At 38.2% G+C, this 26,783-nt stretch carries 24 protein-coding genes, 1 pseudogene and 2 riboswitches; of the genes and pseudogenes, 16 read left to right on the top strand and 9 right to left on the bottom strand.

The window, feature by feature from the left end:
- Positions 1 to 103: 103 nt before the first annotated feature.
- Both ade and AC1DEF_RS23565 read right to left on the bottom strand, forming a co-directional pair.
- Positions 104 to 1,840, bottom strand: coding sequence for an adenine deaminase (gene ade / locus AC1DEF_RS23570; RefSeq protein WP_043975688.1), 1,737 nt, complete (start codon positions 1,838 to 1,840; stop codon positions 104 to 106).
- Between the two features lie 83 nt (positions 1,841 to 1,923).
- A riboswitch (purine riboswitch) is annotated at positions 1,924 to 2,025 on the bottom strand.
- A 182-nt stretch (positions 2,026 to 2,207) separates the two neighbouring features.
- Positions 2,208 to 2,435, bottom strand: coding sequence for a DUF1128 domain-containing protein (locus AC1DEF_RS23565; protein WP_013055127.1), 228 nt, complete (start codon positions 2,433 to 2,435; stop codon positions 2,208 to 2,210).
- Between the two features lie 176 nt (positions 2,436 to 2,611).
- On the opposite strand from AC1DEF_RS23565, the gene AC1DEF_RS23560 reads away from it, so the two are divergent.
- Genes AC1DEF_RS23560 through AC1DEF_RS23550 form a run of 3 tightly spaced genes read left to right on the top strand, consistent with a single transcriptional unit; the run spans position 2,612 to position 4,317 of the window.
- Positions 2,612 to 3,085 carry a low molecular weight protein-tyrosine-phosphatase gene (locus AC1DEF_RS23560; RefSeq protein ID WP_043975685.1) on the top strand — a complete coding sequence of 158 codons (474 nt, stop codon included), beginning with the start codon at positions 2,612 to 2,614 and terminating at the stop codon, positions 3,083 to 3,085.
- Positions 3,086 to 3,124: 39 nt separating this feature from the next.
- Complete coding sequence (locus AC1DEF_RS23555) at positions 3,125 to 3,463, top strand: hypothetical protein (protein ID WP_013055129.1); 339 nt, start codon at positions 3,125 to 3,127, stop codon at positions 3,461 to 3,463.
- Positions 3,464 to 3,477: 14 nt separating this feature from the next.
- Positions 3,478 to 4,317: a YihY/virulence factor BrkB family protein gene (locus AC1DEF_RS23550; RefSeq protein WP_013081521.1), complete on the top strand. Its 840-nt coding sequence runs from the start codon at positions 3,478 to 3,480 to the stop codon at positions 4,315 to 4,317.
- Positions 4,318 to 4,546: 229 nt separating this feature from the next.
- On the opposite strand, the gene AC1DEF_RS23545 is transcribed toward AC1DEF_RS23550, so the two are convergent.
- Both AC1DEF_RS23545 and AC1DEF_RS23540 read right to left on the bottom strand, forming a co-directional pair.
- Complete coding sequence (locus tag AC1DEF_RS23545) at positions 4,547 to 6,466, bottom strand: heavy metal translocating P-type ATPase (protein WP_016762850.1); 1,920 nt, start codon at positions 6,464 to 6,466, stop codon at positions 4,547 to 4,549.
- Between the two features lie 224 nt (positions 6,467 to 6,690).
- Positions 6,691 to 6,840 carry a BH0509 family protein gene (locus AC1DEF_RS23540; protein ID WP_013055132.1) on the bottom strand — a complete coding sequence of 50 codons (150 nt, stop codon included), beginning with the start codon at positions 6,838 to 6,840 and terminating at the stop codon, positions 6,691 to 6,693.
- A gap of 208 nt (positions 6,841 to 7,048) precedes the next feature.
- Between AC1DEF_RS23540 and AC1DEF_RS23535 the strand changes: the two genes are divergently transcribed.
- Both AC1DEF_RS23535 and AC1DEF_RS23530 read left to right on the top strand, forming a co-directional pair.
- Complete coding sequence (locus AC1DEF_RS23535) at positions 7,049 to 7,366, top strand: ArsR/SmtB family transcription factor (RefSeq protein WP_097824770.1); 318 nt, start codon at positions 7,049 to 7,051, stop codon at positions 7,364 to 7,366.
- Between the two features lie 15 nt (positions 7,367 to 7,381).
- Positions 7,382 to 8,305: a cation diffusion facilitator family transporter gene (locus tag AC1DEF_RS23530; protein ID WP_477727565.1), complete on the top strand. Its 924-nt coding sequence runs from the start codon at positions 7,382 to 7,384 to the stop codon at positions 8,303 to 8,305.
- Between the two features lie 15 nt (positions 8,306 to 8,320).
- Here the strand turns inward: AC1DEF_RS23530 and AC1DEF_RS23525 are convergent, their stop codons facing one another.
- Positions 8,321 to 9,505, bottom strand: coding sequence for an MFS transporter (locus AC1DEF_RS23525; protein WP_477727564.1), 1,185 nt, complete (start codon positions 9,503 to 9,505; stop codon positions 8,321 to 8,323).
- Between the two features lie 375 nt (positions 9,506 to 9,880).
- Between AC1DEF_RS23525 and AC1DEF_RS23520 the strand changes: the two genes are divergently transcribed.
- Complete coding sequence (locus AC1DEF_RS23520) at positions 9,881 to 10,369, top strand: phenolic acid decarboxylase (RefSeq protein ID WP_043975666.1); 489 nt, start codon at positions 9,881 to 9,883, stop codon at positions 10,367 to 10,369.
- A gap of 188 nt (positions 10,370 to 10,557) precedes the next feature.
- Complete coding sequence (locus tag AC1DEF_RS23515; RefSeq protein ID WP_097824772.1) at positions 10,558 to 10,941, top strand: OsmC family protein; 384 nt, start codon at positions 10,558 to 10,560, stop codon at positions 10,939 to 10,941.
- A gap of 146 nt (positions 10,942 to 11,087) precedes the next feature.
- Here the strand turns inward: AC1DEF_RS23515 and AC1DEF_RS23510 are convergent, their stop codons facing one another.
- On the bottom strand, positions 11,088 to 11,510 hold the full coding sequence (locus AC1DEF_RS23510) for a pyridoxamine 5'-phosphate oxidase family protein (protein WP_097824773.1): 423 nt from the start codon (positions 11,508 to 11,510) through the stop codon (positions 11,088 to 11,090).
- Positions 11,511 to 11,710: 200 nt separating this feature from the next.
- On the opposite strand from AC1DEF_RS23510, the gene cax reads away from it, so the two are divergent.
- Together cax and AC1DEF_RS23500 are read left to right on the top strand one after the other, a co-directional pair.
- Positions 11,711 to 12,766 (top strand): calcium/proton exchanger, encoded by a 1,056-nt coding sequence (gene cax, locus AC1DEF_RS23505; protein ID WP_097824774.1) that lies wholly within the window; start codon positions 11,711 to 11,713, stop codon positions 12,764 to 12,766.
- 178 nt (positions 12,767 to 12,944) lie between these two features.
- The gene (locus tag AC1DEF_RS23500) at positions 12,945 to 13,745 is read left to right on the top strand and encodes a YfkD famly protein (protein WP_013081530.1); all 801 of its coding nucleotides are present in this window, start codon (positions 12,945 to 12,947) and stop codon (positions 13,743 to 13,745) included.
- Positions 13,746 to 13,781: 36 nt separating this feature from the next.
- On the opposite strand, the gene yfkAB is transcribed toward AC1DEF_RS23500, so the two are convergent.
- Positions 13,782 to 14,900 (bottom strand): radical SAM/CxCxxxxC motif protein YfkAB, encoded by a 1,119-nt coding sequence (gene yfkAB / locus AC1DEF_RS23495; protein WP_097824775.1) that lies wholly within the window; start codon positions 14,898 to 14,900, stop codon positions 13,782 to 13,784.
- 203 nt (positions 14,901 to 15,103) lie between these two features.
- Here yfkAB and AC1DEF_RS23490 point away from each other — a divergent pair, with 203 nt between their 5' ends.
- The 7 genes and pseudogenes from AC1DEF_RS23490 (at position 15,104) to AC1DEF_RS23460 (ending at position 25,401) form a co-directional block, all read left to right on the top strand.
- The gene (locus tag AC1DEF_RS23490; protein WP_013081532.1) at positions 15,104 to 15,289 is read left to right on the top strand and encodes an SE1561 family protein; all 186 of its coding nucleotides are present in this window, start codon (positions 15,104 to 15,106) and stop codon (positions 15,287 to 15,289) included.
- 163 nt (positions 15,290 to 15,452) lie between these two features.
- Positions 15,453 to 16,994 carry a fumarate hydratase gene (locus AC1DEF_RS23485; protein ID WP_097824776.1) on the top strand — a complete coding sequence of 514 codons (1,542 nt, stop codon included), beginning with the start codon at positions 15,453 to 15,455 and terminating at the stop codon, positions 16,992 to 16,994.
- A gap of 94 nt (positions 16,995 to 17,088) precedes the next feature.
- Positions 17,089 to 17,898: a delta-lactam-biosynthetic de-N-acetylase gene (gene pdaA / locus AC1DEF_RS23480; RefSeq protein WP_097824777.1), complete on the top strand. Its 810-nt coding sequence runs from the start codon at positions 17,089 to 17,091 to the stop codon at positions 17,896 to 17,898.
- A gap of 162 nt (positions 17,899 to 18,060) precedes the next feature.
- Complete coding sequence (rlmD, locus tag AC1DEF_RS23475; RefSeq protein WP_318331422.1) at positions 18,061 to 19,446, top strand: 23S rRNA (uracil(1939)-C(5))-methyltransferase RlmD; 1,386 nt, start codon at positions 18,061 to 18,063, stop codon at positions 19,444 to 19,446.
- A 339-nt stretch (positions 19,447 to 19,785) separates the two neighbouring features.
- A pseudogene (locus AC1DEF_RS23470) lies at positions 19,786 to 21,136 on the top strand (FAD-binding oxidoreductase).
- 199 nt (positions 21,137 to 21,335) lie between these two features.
- Positions 21,336 to 21,416: riboswitch (glycine riboswitch) on the top strand.
- Between the two features lie 158 nt (positions 21,417 to 21,574).
- Entirely contained in the window at positions 21,575 to 22,927 is a 1,353-nt protein-coding gene (locus tag AC1DEF_RS23465; RefSeq protein ID WP_162215194.1) for an amino acid permease, read from the top strand.
- A 332-nt stretch (positions 22,928 to 23,259) separates the two neighbouring features.
- Entirely contained in the window at positions 23,260 to 25,401 is a 2,142-nt protein-coding gene (locus AC1DEF_RS23460; RefSeq protein WP_043977864.1) for a PAS domain-containing sensor histidine kinase, read from the top strand.
- A gap of 425 nt (positions 25,402 to 25,826) precedes the next feature.
- On the opposite strand, the gene AC1DEF_RS23455 is transcribed toward AC1DEF_RS23460, so the two are convergent.
- The gene (locus AC1DEF_RS23455; protein WP_013055148.1) at positions 25,827 to 25,943 is read right to left on the bottom strand and encodes a YfhE family protein; all 117 of its coding nucleotides are present in this window, start codon (positions 25,941 to 25,943) and stop codon (positions 25,827 to 25,829) included.
- A gap of 102 nt (positions 25,944 to 26,045) precedes the next feature.
- Entirely contained in the window at positions 26,046 to 26,606 is a 561-nt protein-coding gene (locus AC1DEF_RS23450; RefSeq protein WP_013055149.1) for a GNAT family N-acetyltransferase, read from the bottom strand.
- Positions 26,607 to 26,783 lie beyond the last annotated feature (177 nt).

Here is a 26,783-nt window from a genome sequence, read left to right as displayed (position 1 = left end):
TATCCTTTTAAAAGAAGGATATCGTCATTATAAAAATCGTAAAACTCGAACTACGCCGTCTAAAGGATATAAATAAAAAGGACTCAAAAGAGTCCTTTTTATTTTATGCTTGAACGGTGATATGCTTAAATTCTTTTACGTTAAATAATCCTTTGTCGGTTAATTTTAGACATGGGATAACAGGCAAGCTTAAGAAAGATAATGTCAGCAGCGGGTTGAATTTCTGTGAAATATCAAGCTCATGAAGAGCCCCGTGAAGCTGTTTAAGTAAGCTGTTTACTTCATTGTAAGGGTGAGGTGACATTAATCCTCCAATGGAAAGAGGGAGGGAGCCAATCACTTCATTGCCTTTTACAATAACAATACCTCCGCCGATTTCTTCAATTGCCGCAATTGCTTTTGCTAAATCTTCATCATTTGTTCCTACGGCTACGATATTATGTGAATCATGAGCAATCGTGGTAGCAATCGCTCCGTCTTTTAACTGAAAACCTTTTACAATCCCAAGACCAATATTCCCTGTTAGATGATGACGCTCAACAACAGCCATTTTTAGCTGATCGTTTTCTACAGAAGACTGAAATTCGTTTTGCTTCACTTGAACTTCTTCTACAATATGATTTGTAATCAGGCTGTTTGGATTAATTTCAATAATATTAGCGCGATTGTGCTGAAGTGGTATCGTAAGTTTTTTAATGGAAAACTCTTTGAGATGAACAGAATTCATTAGTTCTGTTGGAAGATCAATTTGTTCTTCTTGAACAGAAAGCATCTCTCCATTTTCAGCAATAAGCTCTCCGTTTTGATAGACATGTGCTGCAGATATATCGGTTAAGTCGTCTAATAGAATAAAATCCGCTTTGTAACCAGGAGCAACCGCACCTCTATCTTTTAACCCGTAGCATTCAGCGGCATTTAACGAAGCCATTTGAATCGCAATTAGCGGATCCAGCCCGAGTTCAATAGCAAAACGAACATTGTAATCAATAGAACCTTCCGTTAATAAATCATCTAGGTGTTTGTCATCGGTACAGAATAAAAATCTGCGCGCGTTACGTTCATTTACAGCAGGTAATAGTTGTTTCAAATCTTTAGCAACAGAACCTTGGCGGATCAGAACATACATCCCGCGCTGAATACGCTCAATTGCTTCTTCTGCTGTTACGCATTCATGATCTGTTGAAATATCAGCGGTACGATAAATATTAACGCCCGTAGCATCTAGCCCTGAGCCGTGCCCATCAATTACGCCGTTTGCATCGTTAGCTGCTTGTAATTTATCGAGCATATCGTCATCGCCATCTCGCACAGCAGGGAAATCCATCACTTCTGCTAATCCAAGCACGCGAGGGTGAGAGAAAAATGGCGCTAAGTCAGCTGCTTTTAAGACGGCTCCAGAGCTTTCAAAAGGAGTTGCCGGGACGCTTGAAGGTAAGTTCACAAATACGTCTAAAGGAATGGAATCCGAGTTTTGAAGCATAAACTCAATGCCAGATTTCCCTGAAACATTCGCAATTTCATGAGGGTCCGTTACGACAGTTGTGACGCCTCTAGGTACAAGAAGTTTTGAGAACTCTTTAGGTGTAACCATTGATGATTCAATGTGAACGTGTCCATCAATGAATGTAGGAGAAATGTATTTTCCTTTTGCATCCACGACGTTATTCCCATCGTATTGACCTATTCCAACAATCACTCCATCAGCAATCGCAATATCGGCTTCAATGATGGAAAGCGTAAAGACATCGATAATTTTCCCGTTTTTCACTACAAGATCTGCAGGTATTTTTTTATTGGCAACAGCAAGCTGTTTTTTTAAGGTTGTTTTTGTATTTGACATGAATGTGACTCCTCTCATTGTATAACTAAATAACAATGAAGGACTATGTAAGGGAGAACATAAAGAAGAATAAAAATGCAGTATGAATGATGTTCAACCCTCGTAGTCCAACTATTTACGGTAGTTCGGTAGAAACTCTTGGACCCTATTTCCAAGACTATACGAGCTTTAGGTATTTCGATACATTCTATAGACAAATAATAAAAACGTCAATTCCTAATAAAAAAGAAAGATTTTTGGGAATATTTCATCTATGTGTATGTAAACGATTTAACTCTTATTTGCTCGCTAAAAGGCGCAGCATTCATGTATAGAAAAAAATGTAGAAAAAACCGTCAATGGCTATTAGTCATTGACGGAGTTGTCATTAAGCTTGTTTACGCAGTGTACCTAATTCTTCCGCGATCGCTTGCATTTCACTTGGGCTAAAAGAATCTTTTCTCATTACCATATCGTATAAGTACTTTAAGTCTTCATACATTTCTTCGTCAAAAGCTTCAGCTTTAATTGCTCCGATATTTAGCATGCGCAGTTTTTCACTAATACTATCGACCATATGTTTAATATTCTCTGGAGATTTTACTGATAAATCCACTTTGTTCATCCTTCCAGTTGCGTTTTTTTTATTGTAACATGTTTTTATCGTGTGAACACTTTTATGTCAGGTTCTTATCCACAGAAGAGTGGAAACGATATAAATAAAAGAAAACTATTTTTTAGTTTAAAAATGATTGTATATAATGTTTGTAATAAGGGAAAGGAGTCGAGACTATGATTAACGTATTATTCGTTTGTTTGGGAAATATTTGTCGTTCACCCATGGCAGAAGCGGTCTTTAAAGATATGGTGAAGAAAAAAGGGCTAGAAGGACAAATTCACGTAGATTCTGCAGGCACAGGAGGCTGGCACAAAGGCAATCCTCCTCATGAAGGAACGCAATCTATTTTAACGAGAAACAACATTGATTTTAAAGGGCAAACAGCAAGACAAGTGATTCAAGAGGATATAGCTAAATTCCATTATATTATTGGAATGGATGTCGAAAATGTAGGAAACCTGAGAAGGATGGCTGGACATACTAAAACAGGTTATATTGCAAGGCTTTTGGATTTTGTGCCCGATTTACATATTGAAGATGTGCCTGATCCTTATTTTACGGGAAATTTTGACGAAGTATATGACTTAGTTCAAGAAGGATGCAAGGCTCTTTTAGACGAAATTATAGAGAAGCATTTCTCGGAATAAGCGATACTTAAAAAATAAAAAGCGGAGGAGAAACGACAAATGGGTAAACGAAATAAGCTAGTAGAAGGTATTGTCATTGGAGCAATTATAGGAGGAGCTGTTTCTTTATTTGATAAAGAAACAAGAAGCTCTGTCATTCAAGGAAGTAAAAAACTGAAAGACAAAACAACAACTCTTATTCAGCACCCTGAACTTGTAACGGATACTGTCAAAGAGAAATATGAAACCATCCGTACGACCATCGAGCAAGTTTCTGAAGACGTATCATTTGTAGCAGGAAAAGTAGAAAAGTTAAAAGAAACAACACCTCAGGTGATGGAAATTGTAAACGATACAAAAGAAGCATTTGTGGAGAAATATGGTGATGAACAAAAATAAATAAGGAGGCACATATGGCTGGAATGTACATAAATAACATCGTAAGGTTTGGCAAAGAACTGATGGGCCGCATTCATCGAGATGAGCTGCCCAGTTTATCAGCTGAATTGGCTTATTATCTGCTGCTCTCGCTATTTCCTTTTTTAATTTTCTTAATTACGCTGATTGGATTTTTGCCATTAGAATCAACAGACCTGCTTGACTTGGTCGAAAATGTAGCGCCACAGCAAACGCTGCACATGATTGAAAGCAACGTTTCCCATATCATTGGTTCTCATAATGAAAAGCTATTATCCTTTGGTATCATTGCCACGATGTGGTCTGCTTCAAATGGAATTAATGCGATCGTAAGAGCATTTAACCGAGCATATCACGTACAAGAAAATCGGCCTTTTTTAGTGGCGAGAGGTATGGCAGTTCTCCTTACTTTTGCGATGATATTTGTTATTATTGTAGCGCTTTTACTTCCTGTTTTCGGTCATATGATTGGCCTTTATTTATCGTCTACGTTTGGGTTTTCAGAAACTTTTCTCGCTTTATGGTCTGCTTCCCGCTGGATTATCAGCGGCCTCATTTTGTTTACTGTTTTTACGGGGTTATATTACTTTGCTCCTAATAAAAAACTGCTGATTCGAAATGTTGTAAAAGGAGCGGCTTTTGCTACGGTCGGATGGACAGTGGTATCGATGCTGTTTGCATATTACGTAAATCATTTCAATAACTATACAGCTACATATGGAAGCTTGGGCGGAATTATTATCCTGCTTATTTGGCTGTACCTATCGGGCATGATTATCGTTATTGGAGGAGAAATCAACGCTATTTTCTACGACCGTCGAGTCAAATCTTCATAGTCACAAATTGGGATGAAATCATTCGCAAGATATGAGCATACTAACAAAGTGAAAGGGAGGTTTTACATCATGACAAAGCATACAAAAAAAGACGGAAGCAATACAAAGCAAAATAAAAAGAGCCAGCCAAAGCATAAAACAAGCAACAGCCAAAATGGACAAAACGGTTACCATTAAGGCATTGATTTCCATAATAAAAAGCCTAACAAATACGTTAGGCTTTTTTGCGTTAAGATTTTAGCAAGCGAAGGCCGTTTAAGATAACTAAAATGGTGCTGCCTTCGTGACCTATAACACCAAATGGCATATCAAGCACTTGGAAAAAATTCGAACAAATTAATAAAAAGATGACGGCAATAGAAAAAATAACGTTTTGCTTCACAATTGAGTTCATTCGTCTGGAAAGAGCTACTGCATCCGAAATTTTTGATAGATCATTTTTCATTAAAACGATATCGGCTGTTTCAAGTGCCACATCCGTTCCTTCTCCCATGGCTACTCCAACGTTAGCAGTAGCAAGAGCAGGTGCATCGTTAATGCCATCTCCCACCATTGAAACGGTAGGGAATTTTTCTTTTAACGCTTTAATTTTATCTACTTTCGCTTCAGGCAAACATTCTGCAATGTATTCATCGACTGCACACTCTTTTGAAATAGCTTCGGCTGTTTTTTCGCTGTCTCCTGTAATCATGACGGTATGAATGCCCTGCTCTTTAAGAGATTTAACAGCGTCTACAGCTTCTGTTCGTACAACGTCTTTTAGCGCAAGCAATCCCACAATACCATGCTGGTCTTTTGCGTACACAATCGTTTTTCCTTCACTGGCAAGTGTAGATGAAATCCCATTTTCAAATTCAGCTGCATCTTCTTTACCTACAAAATCTGCTTTTCCTATTTTCCACGTATCTCCTTGAAGAGACCCAATGACACCATATCCGGGAACGTCTTCAAGCGAATCTGGCTGAACAAGCGTCAATTCCTGCTTATTTTTCACAAAGTCAACAATAGATTGAGCAAGCGGATGATTGGACTGACGTTCAATTGATGCGATTTTAACAAGAAATTCCTGTTCGTTTATATCAGAACGGACAATGACATTTGTTACTTCTGGCTTTCCTTTTGTTAACGTTCCTGTTTTATCAAACGCAATTGCGCTTAAATGGCTTAACCTTTCCAAATGCACGCCGCCTTTGAACAAAATTCCTTTTTTTGCTCCGTTTGAAATAGCAGACAGCGAAGCAGGGGTGATAGATGCAACCAGAGCGCAAGGAGACGCTACAACTAAGAGAATCATTGCACGGTAAAATGTCTCGGTCCAGCTCCATCCAAGCACATAGTGTGGGAGAAATAGCATAACTGCCACAACCGATAGAACAATTTTTACGTATGTGCCTTCAAATCGTTCAATAAACAATTGAGAAGGAGACTTTTCACTTTGAGCCGTTTGAACAAGTTGAATGATCTTTTGAAACAGCGTCTCAGCACTTGGCTTTGTCATTTTAATGGTAATGGCGCCTTTCACATTCACCGTGCCCGCGAATACTTCATCATCGAGCTGTTTTAGTACAGGAACAGATTCCCCTGTAATAGCAGCCTGATCAATCGTTGTTTGACCTGAGACAACAATCCCATCGGATGGCACTCGTTCACCCGGCTTAACTAACAGCAAGTCACCGATTTGTAAATCCGAAATGGATACAATTTCTTCTTGATCTCCAATCAGACGCGTTGCTTCTTGCGGCTGTAAATTCATCAAGGCGCTAATTTCTCGGTTGCTTTTATTCATGGTGTACGTTTCTAATGCACCGCTTAATGCAAAAATGAAAATAAGCATAGCACCTTCTGTCCAGTAGCCAATTACAGCCGCTCCAATGGCTGCAATAATCATTAACATTTCGACATTCAATTCTTTATTTTCAATCGTTTCTTCAATGCCTTCTTTTGCTTTAGCAAATCCGCCTATCACGTAAGCTAATACAAAGAGCGTAATAGATACAGCAGTATCCTGCTGTTTTGACAGCAGCCAGCCGGCTAAAATCAGCACGCCGCTTAACAGTGCAGCAATGAGTTCACCATGTGTTTTTAATACGTTGACAGCAGAAGATGTTTGAGGCGTTTGTTCTTGTTTTTTAGGTAACGCATTTTCCATACAAATCCTCCTTGAACGATAATTGAGAAGAATAATCACAATCATTACCCCTAAAAAAACACGAAAGCTGCCATCTCAGCGATAGCAGCACATTTTTTCAGTTCTTCTCTTTTAAATTGGGATATTTAGTATAGTATAGCACGGAACAAGCAAGGAGGTAACGACTAACGCCTAAAAAATAAAAACAGAATGCAGCTGGACGTCTGCATTCTGTAAAAAACGTACTACATATCTAAATGTTCTTCATAATATTTATAAGCGGAAGTGTAAATGTGCTCGATATCGGCATCCGTCATGTACATTAAGGTTTCACGGTCAATCCCCTTCATCGTTTCAATAAATGTAATCATGTTTTTGCGTTCTTGTCTGCTCATTTATTATTCTCCTCTCCATCTGTTTTAATACAGTTTATTATATTTAATTGTATTATATAACAGAAAAAGTATTTTGTGTGGATTTTTTTAAAAAATAGGCAAAAAAATTTAAAAAGACGTAAATAATTGACTATATAGAAAAAGGTGTTTTATAATTTATATATGAACATATGCTCATATACTTGCATATAATGAACGGAGAGATGTTATGAAAAAAGATGAACATTCGTTTTTATCGCCTCAAACAGTAGAAGAAGCGTCAAGAATACTAAAAGCTATTTCAGATCCTACGAGAATGAAAATTCTTTATTTGCTATTTCAAGAAGAGTGTTCAGTCGGTCATATGGTTGAAGTGCTTGGTGTTTCACAATCAGCTATTTCACATCAGTTAACTCACTTGCGTCATTTACGTTTAGTAAAATATCGCCGTGAAGGGAATACGTATTTCTATACGTACGATGATGAACACGTTGTTGGAATACTGCATCAAGTAATTCAGCACGTAGAATGCTCACATAACGAATAAAAGGAGGGGCTTTACATGAGTCATGATCATCACCACCATCATGGTCACCATCACCATTTTGATACACAGCGTGAAGGCAACAAAAAAGGTCTGTTAATTGCACTCATTATCACCGCCGGTATTATGGTTCTTGAGTTTGTTGGAGGGCTTTTTACAAATAGTTTAGCGTTATTATCCGATAGCGGACACATGCTTTCTGATACAAGCTCACTTGCTCTTAGCCTTGTAGCGATATGGTTTGCTAACCGAGCTGCATCGGATAAAAAAACGTACGGTTATTATCGTTTTGAAATATTAGCGGCTCTTTTTAACGGAGTGGCACTGTTTGTAATAGCAGGATTTATCATCTATGAAGCCTATCAGCGCGTATTAGAGCCGCAGTCTGTAGCAAGCGGCAGCATGATGCTGATTGCTACTGTTGGTTTACTCGCTAATTTAATCAGCGCATGGTCACTTATGAGACAAGGCGATGTAAAAGGAAATGTAAATTTACGCAGCGCTTACTTGCACGTACTGGGAGATGCTTTAGGATCTATTGGAGCTATTGTAGCTGGACTTCTTATGATGCTGTTTGGATGGTATATTGCTGATCCGATTATTTCTGTAGTTGTGTCTGTATTAATTTTAAAAAGTGCTTGGGCCGTGCTTGCCTATAGCATTCATATTTTGATGGAAGGCTCTCCTGAAGGGGTAGATCACAGTGAAATAAAAAACCTTCTTGAAAACATTGAAGGAGTCAAAGATGTGCATGATTTACACATTTGGACGATTACTTCAGGACTGGACTCATTGAGCTGTCATATGCGCGTAGAAGATGAAAAAGATTGTCAGCAAATTTTGCAAAAAGCCATTGATTTAGTACATGATCACTGCGGCATTGAGCATACCACGATACAAATTGAAAAATCAGCTCTTCAGCATCGAACGCTAAAAGTTTAAAGAACGAGCGAGAACCTATAGGTTCTCGCTCGTTTTTTGTTGCATAGGCATCTTTTGTCCGAATACAAAAAGAATAATAAAAATAAAGCCAAGCATCCCGCTAATAATATTAAAAAAGCTGATATGGTGAAAGAACTGAATAAACGTTCCACCTATGTAAGGGCCGGCAAGGCTTCCGATACTAAAAGCAATGCCGCATAGTAAATTACCTGTAGGCAGTAGACGAGCAGGAATCAAATCCGTCATATAGCTGATTCCTAAACTAAACGTCGAGCCTACAACCATGCCAGCTATAAATAAACAAGCTACTAATGGAATAGCGGTCTCTTCCAAGAGACTTGCTGTAAAAAACGTAACGGCTCCAATGGATAAAATCCATCCTAATACCAATTTCCGTCCAAATTTATCGCTCAGTATTCCGAGAGGAAGCTGAAATACAATAGCTCCAACTGCAAAGGAAGTCAGCAGCAGTGAAATAAACTCTACTTGCAAACCAATTCGTAAGCCATATACAGGAAAGCTTCCGTTCAGTGATGATTCTAAAAATCCATATCCAAAAGGCGGCAAAAAAGCAATCCAAGCATACTTAGCCGCCTTAGAAAATCGCTTAGCCGTTTCTTTTAACGAATTAACCTCCACTTCCTGTAGGGGAAATTCATTTTTTATCAAAAATAAAAACACCCATGTTATGAGGCAAAGAGCTGAAGAAATCATAAAAGGAAGCGCTTGGTTAATTTTAATTAACGGCGTCATTAAAGGGCCAACAGCAAAACCAATACCGAAAAAAAGCCCGTACAATGAAATGTTGCGACCTCGTTTATCAGCAGGTGAAGACGATGTAATCCACGTTTGAGTACCAAAGTGCAGCGCGTGATCTCCTATTCCAATAAATAAACGGAGCACAAACCAAAAAACAACAGATTTCCACAGGGGAAACAAAGCTAAAGATACAATAACTAAAAGTCCCCCTGCTGCGATAATTGGTTTATATCCGTATCTGCGAAGCGGCCCTTCCATGAAAGGAGAAATAAATAAAATACCTAGATACAATCCAGTTGCGTTTAATCCGTTTATAGTAGAAGAAAGACCATCTTTCTCAAAAATAATAGCGATTAAAGGCAGCAGCATACCTTGGCTGAATCCAGAAATGGCGACAAGGCTAACTAAAATCCAGAAACGTTGTTTATGAGTAGCACTCACAGCATTCAACCTCTTTTTATCTATATTTTGTCAATCCAACTGTTTAATCGTACAAGGAAAACGCTTTATTGACAAGGATGTAGACGTGCTGTGCTATTAATTTGACATCTTTTTATAAGGAAAGTAGAATAAAATATGTAAATAGTTACATGTTTTAATTTACAATTAAAAGGCGATCGCTAGAATATAAACAGTGCTTAAGAAAATAGCGACATTCACAATCAATGTCGGTACAACGAGTGTCATTGGTCATACAGGAAGTGCAAAATATAAACGCTTACACAACTGCGTTTTTCTAGGCACTGCTGTGAGACACTTAGATCGCGTTGTGTCAGACATATACGAAGTGTTATAAATCAAAGGAGCGATATAAAAATGGAAAAATTTATTGGGAATCATATGATTTACACATACGAAAACGGATGGGAATATGAAATTTATATCAAAAACGAAAATACAATCGATTACCGTATTCATAGCGGAATGGTGGCAGGACGATGGGTTCGCGACCAGAAAGTTGATATTGTGAAATTAACAGAAGGTGTATATAAAGTATCGTGGACTGAACCGACTGGAACAGATGTATCTTTGAACTTTATGCCTGATGAAAAACGGATGCACGGCATTATTTTCTTCCCAAAATGGGTACATGAACATCCTGAAATTACCGTGTGCTATCAAAATGATCATCTTGATTTAATGCATGAATCCCGTGAAAAATACGAAACATATCCTAAATACGTTGTACCCGAATTTGCTGACATTACATTTATCAAAAATGTCGGAGCGAATAATGAGGAAGTTATCGCTCAAGCGCCTTACGAAGGAATGACAAATGATATTCGCGCAGGAAAATTAATTTAACACAGAGTCATAAAAAGACTGAGACAAAAGTATTTTAGCTGAAGGAAGATCCGAACGATGAATCGAGATTCTTGATGGAGAATCAAATTCGTTCGGATCTTTTTATGGTGATGGTGTAACAAGTATCCGTATTGAGAGTAGTTGGTTATATAAAAAGCGGTTTATAATGAAGTAAAGGAGTGAAGGAAATGGAATTTAACATGAAAAAAGAGGCGGGATTTACAACAAATCTTCCTTATGGAGAGCTACATATCGCCGGAGATGAAGAGTATGGCTTTCGTCCGTATCAGCTAATGGTATCGTCCATTGCTGTTTGCAGCGGAGGCGTGTTAAGAAAGATTCTAGAGAAAAAAAGAATTGCTTTTTCTGATTTATGCATCCAAGCTGGCGTGACGCGAAATGATGAAAAAGCGGGGCGAATCGAAAAAATTCATTTGCACTATATCATTACAGGAGAAGAGCTTCCATTAGACAAAATTGAAAAATCAATTGAGCTAGCACGAAAAAATTGTTCAATGCTACAGTCGGTTATTGACAGTATTGAAGTGACAGAAACCTTCGAAATTAAATGAGGTTGGGACAAAAGTATTTTAGCTGAAGAAGTTCCGAACGATGAATCAAACTCGTTCGGATTTTTTATGGTGTTGTTACAAGCGGTTCAGCTCTTTGCTCCCATTTGTTCGTCTTTAGATGGAATGGACTTAGCTACGTCTCAATCTCATATTTCCTTCGGTTTGCTGCCGGCTTTATCAAAATAGCGGATGCGTTCAGGAGTCAGCTGAAGAAGCAAATAATTTGGATCATCTGGACTTTTAATCCACTCTTTTAACTTTTTATTCCAAAATTTCTTTTTTAACTCTTCGTTTGTTTCTACATTTACTTTGGCTTCTACCTCTACATACGGATCACTCCAACCTTGCCCATCATAGCCTAACAAAATATGAACGTAAGGGTTTTTTTCTAGTTCTTCGACTTTATGGGTATCTTTATTGGTGGCGGTGTAGAGCACAAGATCTTCATGAAAAAACATCATAAAGCGTGAATACGGCTTTCCATCTTGAATTGTAGCTAACGTTCCAATTGTATAGTCATCTAGTACGGATAAAATTTGATTTTTCACATCATTATTGCTATTGCTCATTTTTTCACTCCTTATTATATCTTTTTACCCTTGGTAGTTTGGCTGATTTTTAACTATCTTAATCAAAAATCAATTAAGGGTTTATCATTTATAAAAATAGGTTAAAAATACTAACATTGACGGTGAGTCTATACAAATTCCATTAATTTGATATGATTGATTTTGTTGTCAAAAAATGAATAAGGTAGGTGTACATATCGATGATCAATCGGATTTTTCTTATGGCGGTTATTCTTGGGGTGCCGCTATCTGTTATTGGGCACATGATGCACTGGTCAGATGTTCTTATGTTTATTATTTACTGTTTAACAATCATTGCCCTCGCAGCTTTTATGGGGAGAGCAACAGAGAGTTTAGCTGTTGTAGCTGGTCCTCGAATAGGCGGACTATTAAACGCTACGTTTGGTAACGCTGTAGAATTAATTATTTCTATTTTTGCTCTAAAAGAAGGTCTTACAGCGGTGGTGCTTGCATCGTTAACCGGTTCTGTATTAGGAAATCTTCTTCTTGTAGGCGGTCTTTCATTCTTCATTGGGGGATTAAAATTTAAGCGTCAAGAATTTAATGTCTATGATGCAAGACATAATTCTGGATTATTGATCTTTGCCGTTATCGTTGCGTTTGTTATTCCTGAAGTGTTTGCTAGTGAAATGGACGAAGCGAAGACCATGTCCCTGAGTGTCGGAATCTCCATTATTCTCATCATCTTGTACTTAGCGGCGTTATTTTTTAAGCTGGTAACGCACCGAGGAGTGTATCAGCATAAAAGTGAAGAAGTGGAAGAACATGAGGAGCCAGAATGGTCAATGTGGAAAGCGATTACTGTTCTCTTTTTGTCTACGTTAGCTGTAGCTTACGTATCCGAAAGCTTGGTTAGCACAATCGAAATTGTATCGGAAAGTTTTGGGTGGAGTGAGCTGTTCATCGGGGTCATCATTGTAGCGATTGTTGGAAACGCAGCAGAGCACGCTTCGGCTATTATTATGGCCGTTAAAAACCGCATGGGTGTAGCTGTTGAAATTGCTGTTGGATCGACTTTACAAGTCGCGATGTTTGTAGCACCGATATTAGTGTTAGTTTCGCTGATGTTCGAAAACCAAATGTCTCTTGTCTTTACTTGGCCTGAGTTGATTGCGATGGTAACGGCCGTATTTTTAACTATTGCTATTTCTAATGACGGAGATACAAACTGGTTCGAAGGTGCAACTCTTTTAGGTGCTTATATTATTATGGGAATTGGTTTTTATCTTATTTAAAAAAGAAGAGGCTGGGACAAACCTGTTTTAGTTGAAGGAAGAATCCGAACGATTAATCGTTCGGATTCTTTTTGTGTAAGTGAATAGAAGAATTTCCCTTTTGGTATTCAGGATAAAACAGGAGATGTTTGAAAAAACTATGGTTGCATTCATTAACGATGTTGAAAGGAGTTTCTAGATGTTACGTAAATTGCTTTTATTTGTGTTTACCATCATTATTTCATTTTCATGTTCAACGAAGATCGCCATTGCGAAAACAGCTCAGCCTACCATCAACGTGCCTTCTTCAGCTTTAAATATTTCAAAAGAAAATACGTATCCAAATGCTAGTCAAGATACGCCATATTTGCAGCCGAGTGAGTTTACAAAAGAGCTCATTGAAACATCAAATGTAAAAATTGAAAACCCTGATTTAATTCGTATATTAAATGAATCAAACATTTCTAAAACTCCATGGGCAATTGGTTTTAGAGCAACCGTCTTTTTAGGACAGTGGCCATTAAATTACGAATCAACAGAAACAAACGTTAACTGGCAACACCAGCGAATCAATACAAATCATTATGATAACAGAGCAGGAAAAACTCAGTACAAAATGATGTACAGTCAGGAAAATCAAAGTCATGTAAAAGGCGGATTAACAGCAAAAGTGCCTCAGCCTGATCATGTGAAACAAATGATGCTAATTGAAGCAGCTAAAAAAACAAAGCTCACTTTATCATTTCAAACGTTTGTAGGTGCCGGAACGAAAAAAGACCAGGTCTATAACGTAGCTCCTAAAAAAGTAGGTTATCTGTATGCGTATACGCCTGCTGTAAGTGAAAAGGGAAAAGTAACATATGGAGAAGTGTATGTTACAGTAAAAGGCAGCAAGCGCTCAATTGTGGTGAGAAATGTAACGTCTCAAGGAATTGGAGCATGGATTCCAGTACAAGATTATGTTTCCTTAAGCTTTGGGGCTTATGACCAGCCGAGATAACAAAAAAGAGATTCCTACGATGGAATCTCTTTTTTGTTATTTTGTAATGCTCGCTTGGAGTTTGCTAAAATCAGTATCTTGATAATAGCTGTTTTTTACCAAAATATTAGGTCCTAAACAAGACACTGCTGAACAATGACAGCTAAGCTCTTTAGAAATCGTGCTTTGCTGCCACATATCAAAAGCGTCTGTAAGCTTTGTATCTTGAATGTTGCCAAGAGGAGGCGTATCACCAAAATCCGTTACGATAATATCTCCGTCGAAAATATTTACATTTAGGCGAGAGCGCCCGTCTGGATCGTTTCGAACGGTTACATTTTTACTGCTATACAAGCGCTGTAAAAGCGATAAGTCTTCCTCATTATTACTGCATGCATAAAACGGCAGCGTGCCGAATAGCATCCACACATTTTTATCTCGAATATCAAGAAGGTGATGAATAGCTTTACGCATTTCAGGAAGAGATAACGTTTCTAGAGTGCTAGCAAAGTCACTTGGATACATAGGGTGTACTTCGTGACGCTGACAAAGCATTTCATCAACAATTTGACGATGAATCTTTTCCATGTGAGGAAGCGTACGTTTATTTAACATCGTTTCAGCTGATACGGTTACACCCGCTTTTACAAGCGCGCGGCTGTTTTCAATCATACGGTCAAAATATTTGGCGCGCTGCTCATAAGTAGGCTTTCGCTCCATCATTGCAAAGCCAGCTTCCACAAAATCGTCCATCGTTCCCCAGTTGTGAGAAATATGTAAAACATCTAAATAAGGAATGATTTGTTCGTAACGTGCAAGATCTAATGTTAAATTTGAATTAATCTGTGTACGGACACCTCGTTCATGTGCATACTTTAATAAAGGCACCACATAATTTTTCACAGAAGATAGAGACATCATCGGCTCTCCGCCCGTAATGCTTAAAGCTCGAAGAGTTGGGATTTCATCGAGACGTTTTAAAATTAAATCAAGCGGCAGTGCGTTTGGGTCTTTTGGCTGCAGCGTATATCCAACTGCGCAGTGCTCACATCGCATATTACAAAGCGTCGTTGTGGTAAATTCAACGTTTGTAAGCGTCGGTTTGCCATATTGTTTCATATCTAAATACGCTTCCCACGGATCGAACTCCGGGGTAATTCGTTGTAAAGTGGCCATAAAAAAACTCCTTTTATTTTTCCGTAAAGTGAAATGATGATGAAAACATCTCACGGTCCGTCCTGCTAGACTAAATTATACGTCTCATTCAAAACGGACACCAGTGACTATTATGGATTTTATTGCTTTTAGTTGTCAAATATGAAAGTATTCGTTAGGATATAAGGAAATACGAATGAAAAGCTATATCAGGAGGGTTTAAAATGGGAAACGCCGTTCGAGATAAAGATTCACAAGTACGTTATTTAAAAGATCGTTTAAATATGTTTGTACACGTATTAGACTCTATGGAGCCTGAAAACACAGACCTAGAAGACATTGACCGTTTGATTACGATGATTGATGACCTCGAAGCAAAATGTGAGCAGTTTAAAAAAGATAAAGAATGAACAAAGAAAAAAGCGCTAGAAAAACTAGCGCTTTTTTGCTTGAAGTGGAAATCCTCCTATAAAGGTCTTTCGAAACAATTTTTGAAGGAGTATAATAAATTTTGAAAGTTGTACGACAGATAGATAAATACATACATTAGCGGGATATGGGAGGAATTAAGTGATGATTGAAGCTTTAAAACAAAGCATGTACGATTTAATTGTTGAAACATCTACAAAATTGCCAAAAGACGTTCGACGTGCTATCGCAAAGGCAAAAGCGCGTGAAAATGCAGGAACGCGTGCAGCAATGTCTTTAGCGACCATTACCAATAATATTAAGATGGCGGATGATAATTTATCGCCAATTTGTCAAGATACGGGTATGCCAACATTTAAAATTAAAACCCCTGTAGGAGTGAATCAGCTTCAAATTAAAGAAGCGATTTATTGGGCAATTGAAGAAGCAACAAAGCACGGAAAGCTTCGCCCTAACTCCGTAGATTCGTTAACGGGAGAAAACAGCGGTAATAATTTAGGCGGCGGCACGCCGGTTATTAAGTTTGAGCAGTGGGAAAATGACTATATTGATGCGCGTCTTATTCTAAAAGGCGGCGGCTGTGAAAATAAAAACATTCAGTACAGCCTGCCTTGTGAAGTAGAAGGTTTAGGTAGAGCTGGCCGTGATTTAGACGGCATTCGTAAATGTGTGATGCACTCTGTGTATCAAGCACAAGGTCAAGGCTGTAGTGCCGGCGTCATTGGTGTTGGAATCGGTGGCGACCGTACAACAGGCTATGAATTAGCAAAAGAGCAGCTGTTCCGAAACTTAGATGACGCAAATCCAAATGCTCAGCTGAAAGAATTAGAAGAGTATGTAATGGAAAATGCTAATAAGTTAGGAATCGGCACGATGGGTTTTGGCGGAGAAACGACATTACTTGGCTGTAAAGTCGGCGTAATCAATCGTATTCCTGCTAGCTTCTATGTGTCAGTTGCGTATAATTGCTGGGCTTACCGCCGCTTAGGTATTAAAATCAACGCCGATACAGGAAGTGTTCAAGAGTGGCTGTATCAAGAAGGCGAAGAAGTAGATTTTAATAAAAATGCAGGCGCCGAAGAGAAGCAAAATGCGGATGAAACAAAAGAAGTTGTATTACAAGCACCTATTACAGAAGAGCAAATTCGTGAATTAAAAGTTGGCGACGTGGTGCGCATCAACGGTATGATGTATACAGGACGCGACGCTATCCATAAACATTTAACAGATCACGATGCACCAATTAATTTAAATGGACAAATCATTTATCACTGTGGTCCGGTTATGTTAAAGGACGAAGACGAAAAATGGCACGTAACCGCTGCAGGACCAACAACAAGTATCCGTGAAGAACCTTACCAAGGGGATATTATGAAGAAATTTGGTATCCGCGCGGTTATCGGTAAAGGCGGTATGGGTCCTAAAACGCTTGCTGCTCTTCAAGAGCATGGCGGTGTATACTTAAATGCGATCGGAGGAGCTGCACAGTACTATGCTGATTGTATCAAGAGCGTAGAAGGCGTTGATTTGATGCAGTTTGGTATTCCTGAAGCAATGTGGCATTTAAAAGTAGAAGGCTTTACAGCTGTAGTGACGATGGATTCACATGGAAACAGCTTGCATGCAGATGTAGATAAGTCTTCATTTGAAAAGCTTGAGCAATTTAAAGAACCGGTATTTAAATAAACATACATCAAAAGCGTATGGTAAAAAGTAACGTTCATGAACGAGAAAATTGAGTGGATACTAAGCGTAAAATGACTTCCGAAAGGAGCTTCTTATGCGCCGGTTCACCTTTTTTCTCGTTTTTTTATTCGTGATGTCAATAGGCATAGCATCTGTTGAAGCACAAATGTATCCAAACAATCCGATCAGCTGGGGATTTCAAAAAAGTAAAAATCACAAGCCCGCATCCGCAGGTACAGCTTATGAACAAATTCTTGCTAAGTATGATGCTTTTTACCTCGGAGATACAAATAAAAAAAATATTTACTTAACGTTTGATAATGGTTATGAAAATGGTTATACACCGCAGGTATTAGACGTGCTCAAAAAAAGAAAGGTTCCTGCCACATTCTTTGTAACAGGACACTATTTAAGAGAAGAGCCTAAGCTTATTAAACGAATGGTAAAAGAAGGGCATATTGTCGGGAATCATTCATGGCATCACCCTGACTTAACTCAAGTGGATGACGCACGTTTTAAAGAGGAATTGCAAAAAGTAAAAGATGAATACAAGAATATTACTGGTCGTGATGAAATGAAATACCTTCGCTCACCTAGAGGGGTATTTAGTGAACGAACGCTAGCTCTTTCAAAGCAAGAGGGCTATACGAATGTATTTTGGTCACTTGCATTCGTTGACTGGAAAGTGAATGAACAAAAAGGCTGGCGCTACTCATACGACAATATGATGGCTCAAATACATCCAGGTGCGATCATGCTTTTGCATACCGTTTCAAAGGATAACGCAGATGCGTTAGATCAAGCGATTGTGGATTTGAAAAAGCAGGGCTATACATTTAAAAGTATTGATGATTTAATGAACGAACGCAAACAAATGAAGAAAAGTCCTTCTAAAACGAAATAAAGATAAAAACCGATGGGAATGTTTCTCCTGTCGGTTTTTTGCTGTTGAAGTGTTATAATATGCGTTGATGTCTTTTTTAAAGCGATACGGTCTACTAGGTTTTTAGCAGATAAAGACCGTTAATAACTATATAAAGAATTTAAACTAATCGGAGTTGGTCTCATGAATAAACCAAAAACTGAAATGAAAGTTCAAAAAGGACAAACGTTTCCGTTGACGATAAAAAGACTCGGTATTAATGGAGAAGGCGTAGGATATTTTAAGCGCCAAGTCGTCTTCGTGCCGGGAGCATTACCAAATGAAGAAGTGGTTGTAGAAGCAACAAATGTCCAGCATAAGTTTGCGGAAGGGAAAATCAAGCGAATTCGCAAAAAATCTCCTCATCGCGTAGATGCGCCCTGTCCTATTTATGAACAGTGCGGAGGCTGTCAGCTTCAGCACTTATCCTATGAAGGTCAGCTAGAATCTAAGCGTGATATTGTTCTGCAAGCGTTCGAACGTCACAGTTCATTAAAAAAAGTAGAGGGAAAAACACGCCAAACAATTGGCATGGAAAATCCTTGGGGCTATCGTAATAAATCACAATTCCAAGTAGGTATGGATAAACAAAAAGTCATCGCTGGTTTGTATGGACTGAACTCTCATCGACTGATTGACATTGAAAACTGTCCTATTCAGCATGGAGCCACGAATCATGTGACAAAAGAAATAAAACGAATTTTACAAGATCTTCAAATTCCTATCTACAATGAACGCAAACGCCGTGGTATTGTACGTACCATCGTATCTCGAGTAGGATTTGAAACGGGTGAAGTGCAAATTGTCTTGATTACGGCTAAACAAGAAATTCCGAAAAAAGAGCTGCTGATTAAAGAAATTCAGCGCCGCCTACCGGAAGTGAAATCACTCGTACAAAACGTAAACGGTCAAAAAACATCGCTTATTTTTGGAGACGAAACGTTTACACTTGCTGGAAAGTCGGTGATTCAAGAAACGTTAGGAGATATCTCGTTCGAACTTTCAGCGCGTGCATTCTTCCAGTTGAATCCTCTTCAAACCGTGAAGCTATACGACGAAGTAAAAAAAGCAGCTGCGCTAACAGGCAGTGAAAAAATTGTAGATGCTTACTGCGGAGTAGGGACAATTGGCTTATGGCTTGCTAAAGATGCCAAAGAAATTCGCGGAATGGATACGATTGAAGAATCGATTGCAGACGCAAGAAAAAATGCCCAAGATCATGGGTTTGAGCATGCTACGTACGTAACGGGTCCGGCTGAGAAATGGATGCCGCAGTGGGTAAAAGAAGGCTGGAAGCCAGACGTTATCGTCGTTGATCCGCCGCGAACAGGCTGTGATGACAAGCTTCTAAAAACGATTTTACAAGTGAAGCCAAAGAAAGTGGTTTACGTTTCTTGTAATCCATCCACATTAGCCAAAGATGTGCAGCAACTGTCGAAGGCTTATCATGTTGATTACATTCAGCCTGTTGATATGTTCCCTCATACGGCGCATGTGGAGAATGTGGTGAGTTTGACGTTAAAGAAATGAATAGAAAAAGAGTAAAGGGCAGATTTGATTCTGCTCTTTTTTCTTTGAGCTGTACTCTTATTAATGGAGAAAGTTGTTAAAATTCCACATCTGTTCTTTTAGTGTAAAAAATATCTTAGTATATTGAGATGAAATTCTCATAAAGTCTAGTCTTGGAAAGTGTTACATCGCTAAAGAGAGATTACATAAGAGGGTTAATGCCTTTAAGAAAAACTATAATGACGTCTTTTATACAAATAATAAACGCAAACTCTATCCCAAAACCCAAACCTTTAACCACATCGATAATACTATAGTAATAAAACTACTAAAAAGTATGTATAAAGGAGCAGAGGTCAGATGGACTCAATGTTTTTAAAAGGACTTACGGGAGAAGTGATAACGCCAAAAGACCCCCTTTATGAGGAGGCTCGTCAGGAATGGAATCGCGCTGTTAGTAAATTTCCGCTTGTGATTGTGTACTGTGAAAAAAACAGGATGTTGTGAATGCGATCCACTGGGCGCACAAGCATCGTGTTGAGATTCGCATTCGATCTGGCGGTCATCATTACGAAGGCTATTCTACGGGTGACTGTGTGTTAGTCATTGATATTAGTCGGTTAAATACGTTGAAACTAGATAAAAAACGGAACATTTTAAAGATGGAAGCAGGAGCGAAAAATACGGAAGTGTATGATTTCATCGGTTCGAACGGATATGTGTTTCCAGGAGGAACATGTCCGACTGTTGGAGTATCTGGCTTTACGCTTGGTGGAGGCTGGGGACTTTCGAGCAGGCTTTATGGATTAGGCTGTGACAGCTTGATAGAGCTAGAGTTAGTCAATTATGAAGGAAAGCTCATCAAAGCAAACAAATCGTGTAACGCTGATCTTTTTTGGGCATGCCGCGGTGCCGGTGGCGGTAACTTTGGCGTTGTAATAAGCATGACGTTTCAGCTTCCAAAGCCAACGAACAGCTCTGTTACGCTCGTTCGCTTCTTTTATGTAGGTACTACGAAGGCAAAGCAGACACAAGTGATGAATATATGGCAAAACTGGCTGCCTGAACTGGACAAACGTATGACGCTAGTTGCAAGCATTTTATAATGCAGAAGTAGAAGGGTTAGGCATATTTGCAAACGGCTTCTTTTACGGCTCCCCAGAAAGAGCTCGGGAGATTTTACAGCCTTTTGCAGAATGTAGAAGGGTTTCGAGTAGAGCTGGAATCATTATCTTTTCTTGAAGCGGTAAAAAAAATAGAGGCAACCTATCCTCAGTCTGAAAAATTTAAGTCAACGGGAAGATTTGTGCACAGAAGCTATTCACGTGGTGAGCTTGAAAATCTTACAGATCTCATACAGCGTCCGGCAGAAGGGTCCGTTTATGCCGCGATTTCTTTTTATGCACTAGGAGGAGAAATCCGCAGTGTTGGTAAAAGTGAAACGGCTTTTTTCTACAGAAACGCCAGATATATTATGGGGTTTCAGTCTGTATGGACAGAAGATGCATTTGCAAGAGCAAACAGAGATTGGCTTCGCAAGCGATTTGAATATATTAAAAGTATTACGATAGGCTCCTATGTGAATTTCCCTATCAGTAACCTTAGAAACTACGAGCATGAGTATTTTGGAGACAACGCAGAGAGATTAGAAAGAGTGAACAAAAAGTACGATCCGTTTAATGTGTTCAGGTTCGCGCAAGGACTCAGGTAGCGTGAGGAAAAGAATACTAAGTTGACGATTGAAAATGTTCGATTACCTTTTTTCGAAGAAGGTAAATAAATGAAAGTAATCTTTCCTGTTGACAAAGTATCCAACTGGTATTAGAATAAACAACTATTCGACAGTCATTCTATTGATTGAAAAATTTAATACGTAGAAAGCTATGATTGCTATGGATCACACTATAGCAGGAGCAGCTTCTGGAGAGATCGCGATAGTTTCGCGACGCCGAAGGGTTCACAATCTCAGGCAAAAGGACAGAAGAGTACCGGATATTTATTTGGCATGTTACTAATTGGTAGCATGTACCTTAATATTTGTTATTCTTATGACCATGAGATTGGAGCGCATCCAATCTCTTTTTTTATTGGACTTTATTTGTAGTCCGCACGATCGCATCAAAGGTTTTATTGTTAGGAGGAGTTAGAGTTGGAACAACGAGAATTAAAGAGGGATTTATCCAATCGTCATGTTCAGCTAATTGCGATTGGGGGAACCATTGGTACGGGCTTGTTTTTAGGTTCTGGTAAAGCAATACAGCTTGCAGGTCCCTCTATCATCTTTGCTTATTTAATTGTTGGTATTGCGCTTTTTTTTGTGATGAGAGCGCTAGGAGAACTACTGCTGTCTAAAGCAGGTTATCAATCGTTAACTGATATTGCTGAAGAGTATCTTGGACCATGGGCGTCATTTGTAACGGGATGGACCTACTGGTTTTGCTGGATTATGACAGCTATGGCTGATGTGATTGCAGTTGGCGTATATGTGAAATATTGGTTCAATATTCCTCAGTGGATTCCGGCACTTATTTGTGTAATCATTTTATTAGGTCTTAACTTATTAACCGTAAAATTATTTGGAGAATTAGAGTTTTGGTTTGCTTTAATAAAGGTTATTACGATTCTTGCATTAATTATTATTGGCGTTATTTTGCTGGTAATGGGATTTAAAACAGATGCGGGATCTGTTACTGTTCAAAACCTTTGGAATCATGGAGGGCTGTTTCCAAATGGGGTTTCAGGTTTCTTACTTTCATTCCAAATGGTTATATTTGCATACGTCGGGGTTGAATTGGTAGGGGTATCGGCAGCAGAAACATCAAACCCCCAAAAAAATATTCCATCGGCCATTAATAAAATTCCGCTGCGAATCTTATTTTTCTATGTTGGAGCGCTTATCGTTCTGTTGTTTATTAACCCGTGGATGGAATTAAATGCAGCAGAAAGCCCATTTGTTAAAACCTTTAGTTTAGTCGGAATTCCGCTTGCTGCTGGAATTATTAATTTTGTTGTACTAACTTCAGCCGCTTCTGCCTGTAATAGCGGAATGTTTTCAACAAGCCGTATCTTATATAATTTAAGTAAAAATGACCAAGGGCCATCTAAGTTTGCAAAACTGAACAAAAACCACGTACCAAGCAACGGATTGTTTGTATCTACTCTGGTCATCTCAGCGGGAGCTCTTTTAAGCAAGCTTATACCAGACCAAGCTTTCGGCATCGTCACGACCATTAGCGCTATTTGTTTTATTTGGGTGTGGAGTATCATTCTCATTTGCCATCTAAGGTATAAAAAGACGCGTCCGCAGCTGCATGCAGCATCAGCATTCAAAGCACCGTTAACACCATTCATAAACTATGTTGTGTTAGCTTTGTTTGCGGTGATTCTTGTTATTATGCTGTTTTCTGACGCGACGCGCCCAGCCTTATTGTTGACGCCCGTTTGGTTTATTCTCTTATTTATTTTTTACTGGACTAGAAGGAAAAAGAAAATAAATCTTTAAAGGCTAGAAAATCAGCAGGGAACAAACATGATTTTTTATAAAAGAATATAGTAAATTTCTGACCTCATTACTCCGTGATGAGGTCTTTTTAGTGGAGAATAAATAATTGATTTCTCCTGCATGAATAAAATGCAGGAAGCAAAGTTTATAGAAGAAAACTAAAAATTTGTTCTAACAGAAAACACAGTGAGAAAGCTCGTAGTTTTCTGATAGGAATGTAGAACAAATTGCTTTTCTTCTGTGTCTAAAGATGGAATTCCGTCATTTATATGGAAAAGTTTTCATTTTGCAGTACAATGGAGGTAGACTTCATTAGATTAAGGTGAACAAACATGAAATGGTTTAAATCTCATACGTTTTGGAAAATCTTCACGATTAATGTGCTTCTTATTTGTACCGTACTGACGCTAATGTTTATTGTTTCAAGAGTGATGCTGCCTAATATTTCTCAAGATCAATATCGGCAGGTAACTGATAAAACCGTCAAGAGAATGAAAGAGCAAATTAACGTCGTCATTAAAGATATTTGGAGCCTAGGCGACGAGGTACAGCAAGATCCTATTTTTTTATCGGATGATGAACAAGAAATAGACAAAGAATTGCAGAAAATAGTTAATATTTCACCGTATATCGATAGCGGAACCATTTTTAATGTAAAAGGGTATGTTGAGCATTATTACCCGAATGATTTAAAAAATATGAAACATGTGAACTTAAGTAAAAGAAAATATTTTCAAGAAGCGCTGCGAACCAAAAAAATATATTTAAGCGATGTTGTTTCAGCAGATACAAAGCACTACATTGTGGTGATGGCGATTCCTATTTTGGATGGGCAGCAAAATGTAAAAAAGGTCGTAAATTTAGCGCTGCGAATTGAAGAAAATAAAAGTTTTCAATCCATCTTTCAAACGTTCGATATAGGAGAGAACGGCTATACATTTATTGTAGACCGCAATGGTAGAATTATTTCCCACCCAGAGAAACAGAGAATCGGTGAAAATGCTAAGAAAAACGAAATCGTTCAGAAAACGATGAATCATAAATCAGGATATCAGCGCGTTGTGAACACCGAAGGTAAGTATTTCTTTGCGTCTTTCGAATATATTCCTGTTTTGGATTGGGGAATTGTCGCTGAATTACCCGTTGAAGAAATTTACAGGCCTTATGAAATGTTTGAAAAAACGCTTTGGATCGTTTCAGGCGTTACGATTTTACTGCTTTCTTTTTTTACTGCGTTATATGCAAGGCAAATTGTGAATCCAATTCATAAACTATATGAATTGGCGGGACAAGTAGCGCGCGGGAATTTTAATCAAAAAATTCCGGAACGAGAAATTGAGCGGGGCGAAATCGGTATTTTATCTAAACAGTTTAATGAAATGATTAGCTATATACGCCATTCTAAAGCGAATTTACAGCAAAAAGAAAATCAGCTGCAGGAACAAAAAACGTTTTTAAGACAAGTTATTGACATTAATCCAAGCTATATTTATGCTATCAATCAAAAAAGGGAATTCATTCTCGTTAATGAATCTTTTGCAATGCTCTTAGGTGAAAAATCTGATGACTTAATTGGACAATCAATTGATAAATATCAGTTCAACCTTCAATCAGATCTTTTATATAAAGGGGCGTTTTCAAACTGTACCCAAAAAGGAATGGTATTAGAAGAACAGTTTAAAGATTCGAAAGGAAACCGGCGCTGGGTCGAAACAGCAAAACTTCCTATCATGAATGAAAAACAGGAAGTGATTCAAATGCTGTGTGTATCGACGGATATTACGGAGCGTAAAAAGGCAGAAGAGAAGCTTAGAACTTCTGAGAAGCTAGCCGTGGTAGGAGAACTTGCAGCTGGAGTGGCTCATGAAATCAAAAATCCTTTAACTTCTTTAAAAGGTTTTGTTCACTTATTAAAAGAACAACATCCTAAAGATGCTTTGTATATAGATATCATGGAAACTGAATTAGAACGAATGAATGGAATCGTAGAAGAATTTTTGATGTTAGGAAAACCTCAGGTAATGAAGGTTGAATCTTTGAATATGCAAGCGCTTGTTCAAGAAGTGTGCTCACTTCTTGAACCTGAAGCAGTAGAAAAGGAAGTAGCTTTCATATTTGAAAGAGACGACCAGTTACCAAAGGTGTATGGAGATAAAAATCAGTTAAAACAAGTATTCATTAATATTATTAAAAATTCTATCGAAGCAATGCCTGAAGGAGGAGCTATTCATATTACGATTAAAGTAAAAGAAAACCACCTTTGGCTGCAGCTTGCTGATGAAGGACAAGGTATTCCTCCTGAACGGTTAGCGAAGATAGGTGAGCCTTTTTATAGTACAAAAGAAAAAGGTACAGGTTTAGGACTGATGGTCAGCTATCGGATTATTAAAGCTCATCACGCTCAGATGACGTTTTCTAGTCAGTTAGATAAAGGAACAAGTGTGGATATATTGTTTCCAATCATAAAAAAGTAGGGGAAGTTTCCCCTACTTTTTATTATTATACTTATAATATATCGAAAGCCTTAATGGTACTAAAATCAATGAAAGTACTAAAGAAGATATCCACAGGTTAACAAGAAGTTAACTGCTGAATTATATAGGATATTCACAACTTTATCCACACTATTCACATTTTTTCAGAAAATTTACATAAAAATTACCCACTGTTATTTCAAGTTGTGAAAGCGGTAATATGCATATTCAGTAAAGTTATACACATTATCCACATAATTGTGGGTAAACTTTGTGGATATAGTAGAGTTGTAAAAAAACTTCAATAACATCTATAAAATCTTCGTATTATTATGTCTACATAATATAAAAACGTCCTTCCGATACAAACTGTACAGAAAGGACGTTGAGATGATCAAGCGTTGGATAGAGATGTTTTGCCTCACTTATTTTTTCGTGTAGCCGCCTGCACGGTCTGCTTTTTTAAACTCGCGGCCGTAATAGATTTCTTGAGCGCTACTTAACGTATTTTTTGCGTTTTCTTTTCGTTTTTTTTCAGACATAAAAAAACCTCCAATTAACGTTTTTCGATCATGCTACTTATTTTTTCCAGAATCTCTCGTTTTTAATCATAAAAAAAAGCTCTCCGTTACACGGAGAGACTCTTACGCTTCTTTAAGCTGGTGATCTTCTTGAACGTCTTGTTCGTGACGCAAGTAGTATAATGTATACAAGTCTTTTGGAATTTCGTATAAATCATATACGTCTTCATGTTGATTAATTTCATCGTATAAAGCTTTGTGTGTTTCATTCGCAAGTACTGCATAAGGCAGTTTTTCTGCAGCCTTAATAGACCTAATATTAATTTTGCGAATTCGCATAAAAATTCGTTCTATATTTAACTCAAAGAACAGTTCATTAAAGAACGCTTCTTTTGCAATTTGATTATATCCTTTTCCATGAAACGGTTTGCCAAGCCAAGTGCCTAAAAAGCCAGCTTGGTCCTGTACATCAAATAAATTAATGGTGCCGATAGGGTTACCCCATTCGTCTAAAATCGTGCGAGAAATAATTTCTCCATGATCTTCTGCTTCCATCGTTTGTTTAGTCACAAATAAAAATTCTTCATAGGAATGGGCTTTATGACGAACAAAAGGGAAGACATCAGGATGTACCATGAGTTCGTATAGAGATTGACAGTCATTTAGGTCACGTTTTTTTAACATAACTTTTCCCTCCTGATCGAGGGTATATACAGACTCCAATCAAGTCCCCACCCTCGAAATTTTTTAATAATTAAAAAAATTTCGGGGTGGGAATCGAACCCACTAGAACCAGTTACCTGGTGGCGCACCATTTGCCTTCCCATTACAAGTCAACAAACATAAAAAGTCAACGTGTGA

Source organism: Priestia sp. 10L35, assembly GCF_056395685.1.
This window is presented reverse-complemented; position numbering and strand designations above follow the sequence as displayed.

Bases quoted from the DNA above. Each gene is read 5' to 3' on its own strand.
- ade (WP_043975688.1), bottom strand. From the start codon at position 1,840: ATGTCAAATACAAAAACAACCTTAAAAAAACAGCTTGCTGTTGCCAAT.
- AC1DEF_RS23560 (WP_043975685.1), top strand. From the start codon at position 2,612: ATGATTAACGTATTATTCGTTTGTTTGGGAAATATTTGTCGTTCACCC.
- AC1DEF_RS23555 (WP_013055129.1), top strand. From the start codon at position 3,125: ATGGGTAAACGAAATAAGCTAGTAGAAGGTATTGTCATTGGAGCAATT.
- AC1DEF_RS23550 (WP_013081521.1), top strand. From the start codon at position 3,478: ATGGCTGGAATGTACATAAATAACATCGTAAGGTTTGGCAAAGAACTG.
- AC1DEF_RS23545 (WP_016762850.1), bottom strand. From the start codon at position 6,466: ATGGAAAATGCGTTACCTAAAAAACAAGAACAAACGCCTCAAACATCT.
- AC1DEF_RS23540 (WP_013055132.1), bottom strand. From the start codon at position 6,840: ATGAGCAGACAAGAACGCAAAAACATGATTACATTTATTGAAACGATG.
- AC1DEF_RS23535 (WP_097824770.1), top strand. From the start codon at position 7,049: ATGAAAAAAGATGAACATTCGTTTTTATCGCCTCAAACAGTAGAAGAA.
- AC1DEF_RS23530 (WP_477727565.1), top strand. From the start codon at position 7,382: ATGAGTCATGATCATCACCACCATCATGGTCACCATCACCATTTTGAT.
- AC1DEF_RS23520 (WP_043975666.1), top strand. From the start codon at position 9,881: ATGGAAAAATTTATTGGGAATCATATGATTTACACATACGAAAACGGA.
- AC1DEF_RS23515 (WP_097824772.1), top strand. From the start codon at position 10,558: ATGGAATTTAACATGAAAAAAGAGGCGGGATTTACAACAAATCTTCCT.
- AC1DEF_RS23510 (WP_097824773.1), bottom strand. From the start codon at position 11,510: ATGAGCAATAGCAATAATGATGTGAAAAATCAAATTTTATCCGTACTA.
- cax (WP_097824774.1), top strand. From the start codon at position 11,711: ATGATCAATCGGATTTTTCTTATGGCGGTTATTCTTGGGGTGCCGCTA.
- AC1DEF_RS23500 (WP_013081530.1), top strand. From the start codon at position 12,945: ATGTTACGTAAATTGCTTTTATTTGTGTTTACCATCATTATTTCATTT.
- yfkAB (WP_097824775.1), bottom strand. From the start codon at position 14,900: ATGGCCACTTTACAACGAATTACCCCGGAGTTCGATCCGTGGGAAGCG.
- AC1DEF_RS23490 (WP_013081532.1), top strand. From the start codon at position 15,104: ATGGGAAACGCCGTTCGAGATAAAGATTCACAAGTACGTTATTTAAAA.
- AC1DEF_RS23485 (WP_097824776.1), top strand. From the start codon at position 15,453: ATGATTGAAGCTTTAAAACAAAGCATGTACGATTTAATTGTTGAAACA.
- pdaA (WP_097824777.1), top strand. From the start codon at position 17,089: ATGCGCCGGTTCACCTTTTTTCTCGTTTTTTTATTCGTGATGTCAATA.
- rlmD (WP_318331422.1), top strand. From the start codon at position 18,061: ATGAATAAACCAAAAACTGAAATGAAAGTTCAAAAAGGACAAACGTTT.
- AC1DEF_RS23460 (WP_043977864.1), top strand. From the start codon at position 23,260: ATGAAATGGTTTAAATCTCATACGTTTTGGAAAATCTTCACGATTAAT.
- AC1DEF_RS23455 (WP_013055148.1), bottom strand. From the start codon at position 25,943: ATGTCTGAAAAAAAACGAAAAGAAAACGCAAAAAATACGTTAAGTAGC.
- AC1DEF_RS23450 (WP_013055149.1), bottom strand. From the start codon at position 26,606: ATGTTAAAAAAACGTGACCTAAATGACTGTCAATCTCTATACGAACTC.